Source organism: Paracoccus sediminis, assembly GCF_900188295.1.
GTDB lineage: Bacteria > Pseudomonadota > Alphaproteobacteria > Rhodobacterales > Rhodobacteraceae > Paracoccus > Paracoccus sediminis.
In genome coordinates this window covers 1-2936 of sequence record NZ_FZNM01000036.1, presented here as the reverse complement: position 1 = coordinate 2936, position 2936 = coordinate 1, and the positions used below count along the sequence as shown (strand labels likewise).

General features: G+C 63.7%; 2 protein-coding genes. Both read left to right on the top strand.

Annotated elements, in window-relative coordinates:
• Positions 1-292: 292 nt before the first annotated feature.
• Entirely contained in the window at positions 293-922 is a 630-nt protein-coding gene (locus CHB77_RS17875) for a hypothetical protein (RefSeq protein ID WP_131023409.1), read from the top strand.
• 1481 nt (positions 923-2403) lie between these two features.
• On the top strand, positions 2404-2901 hold the full coding sequence (locus tag CHB77_RS18930; protein WP_131023408.1) for a helix-turn-helix domain-containing protein: 498 nt from the start codon (positions 2404-2406) through the stop codon (positions 2899-2901).
• Positions 2902-2936: the final 35 nt, after the last annotated feature.

Below are 2936 nucleotides of genomic sequence, written 5' to 3'. Positions count from 1 at the left end.
TCCCCGGCTCCTGCCCCAGAAGCCAAGCGCCGCTTGTGGCCCTTCTCGGCCAAGTCCTGATCTGCTGCCATGCGGGGCGCTGCGGGAGCCAAGCCACCCCCCTATTCCCCAGCAAAATCCAACCGTTCCACAGGCGCAAACGGCCAAGTTTTCCACAAGAGGGTAAGGGAGATATATCTATCTCTTATCTAGGTGAGCCGGATCCTGCTTTTCCGCCAGTAGCTTAGGCTTGCAATAAGTCGCACAACATGCGACCACTAGGTCGCACAACATGCGACCTATCGAGGGACAGATGAAGCCAGCGAAAGATGCCTTCGCGGCGGCGATCGAGAGGGCCGAAAAGAGCCTGAAACGCCGCGCCCGCGGACCCGCCCCGGAGACCCCACAGGAGCGGGGCCACACAGTCACCAAGCTATCCGATGAACGGGCCAAGAAGCGGCGCGAGGAAGCCCGCCAGATCGTTGCTCAAGCCCGCCGCCTCGGCCTCGATCCCGACACCCTCGCCAAGATCGACAGCGCCGCCAAAGCTCATGCCAAAAGCTCTGAAAACTGGATTTTCGTGATGCTAGGACCGAAAGAAAACGCTGCCGTGGTCCGCTGGATCAACCAGCACTCCAAGCGCCCGCACAAGGCACAAGAGCTTTGGGCCACCCTGCTCGAACATCTCCGCATGGATACCGGCGAGATCATGGCCACGCGGCAGCAGCTGGCGGAGCGTGTCGGAATTACCCCCCGCGATCTCTCCAGCACGATGAGCGAGCTTGCCTCGATCAACGCGATCCGCCGCGAGAAGGAAGGCCGGACCGTCCGCTACTTCCTAAATCCCGGCATTGCCACGCACATTCCGAACGCCTCGGCCCGCAAGGCCGCCCGAGAAGGCGCCGGCCCCCTCCTGCGGATCATGGAAGGCGGAAAGCCGTAGCGCCTGGAACCTTGGCCATCCGGCCCGGTTCAGGTGCGGTGAGGACTCGTCGAACATCCTTCATGGGAGGCCCTTGCACCTGGCATGGTTGTGAGGGCCTTTCCCGTTCTGGAACCTTCGCCACCCTGCCCGGTTCGCTGCGCCATGACACATGCGCTGACCGCCCGACGACCCCCTAAACCCGACCTGCCACCCCGCTTGAAGGACCTGGCCCGACAGCTTGCGGAAGCCCTGCGCCTGGCGCAGCGCGAGGCGGCTGCGGCCCCCTAGACCGCACAACCCCAGCGCGATCTCTCGGGCCGGGGTTTGCCGTGTCATAAAACCCATTCTTTCCCGCAGCGCAGCCGCAGGTTGATCTGGCCCGACTCAAATCGGGGCAGACAAGCGTGATCTGAATGGCTTCTGATTGTGCAACTGGGCGCACTTTGCCGCCTTTCCGAGCGGCCCGAAGGGGAAAAATGCTGCAATGCAGCGTAAATCCGTGACAAGTACCGGCAGGGTGTGCATTCTGAAGGTGAAGCCAAGCCGCTTCACTCCTTCGCCAGGCCCGCCCTCCTCCTCCCTGCGGGCCTGGTAACGAACCATCGAAGGCCACCGGACCTGCCGCCCCTCCTCCTCCCTGCGGTCAGGCCCGGTGGTCTTTCGCTTCTGCCGGTTGCTATTGCGCTATCTTGCTAGCCCGCTAGCGCGCAACCTTTGCTATCTGGCCCGGTTCAGGTGCGGTGAGGACTCGTCGAACATCCTTCATGGGAGGCCCTTGCACCTGGCATGGTTGCGAGGGCCTTTCGCGTCCTGGAACCTTTGCCGCATTGCACGGTTCACCGCGCCATGACCGAGCCGCCGCCGCCTCGTTTTCCACCTTCCGCACCCTCCCTGCCGCCCCGCCTGAAGGCGCTGGCCTGGCAGCTTGCGGAAGTCCTGCGCCTGGCGCAGCGCGAGGCGGCGGCGAACCCCTGAACCGCAAAACCCCGACGACATCGCCCCCCAAGAGGCAGGGGAGGAGGGGTTTTGCCCGCCCGATCAGGGCGGATCTCGTTCTTCACGCCGAAACGGCCTCTAAGCCCTGAAAACATGGGGTGAAGTGGGTGCGCGGGAGCACTGAACATAGGCTCCCTATTTCCTGCCAACTTCACTTCACCACTGGGCTCACACTCAACACTCAACACGAAACACAGCCATCTGCGACGCCTCGGACCGCACCAGATCGCTTCTAGCGTTCCAGCAACTCGTCTCGCCGGTTATTTCGTTCTATTTCGCCTCGCTTCGTCCCATTTCGGGCCAATGTCGCCACGAGGGGCGCTTCCCACGCCGCTTTTTGGCCGCTCAAACGCCCGAAAATCGCCGATTTTGGTGTAACGCTCCCCCAGAGCCTCCAAACCACCCAAATTGCCAGCGTTCACTGGGGTCTGCGGCGCGGACCAGAGTGTAACGCTGCCAAGTTACATTTCCTGCTACAGTCCCTCCCTCAAGGCCGAGGCGGGATGCACGGCGCGGCAGAACATGGCATAGGTGTTCAAACCTGCTCACGGTGGACCATGCCCAGACTGACCCCCAATGCCGCCGCCGAACGCTCCGGCCAGAGCCGCGCCACGATCACCCGGGCCATTGCCGCCGGGGAGCTCGAAGCCACGAAGCACCGCAACCGATGGTCCATCGACCTGGACGACCTCGACCGCTGGACGGCCCAGAGGCCGCTCAGCGCGGGCAGGGGCGCCAATGGGCGATTTCAAAGGGGCGAGGTGCCGGAACCCTCCCAGATGCCTCTCAGAAGCTCTCAGAGCGCCGCTGAGGGGCCTCATGGGTCTGAAGCTACCCACGCCCGCCTAGAGGCTCTTGAGGCTCTGTGCGGCGCTCTGAGGGCCGAGATTGAGGATCTCCGGGGACAGGTCCGGGAACTGGCAGGAACCGGAACGGCTTCCTCCCCGGCTCCTGCCCCAGAAGCCAAGCGCCGCTTGTGGCCCTTCTCGGCCAAGTCCTGATCTGCTGCCATGCGGGGCGCTGCGGGAGCCAAGCC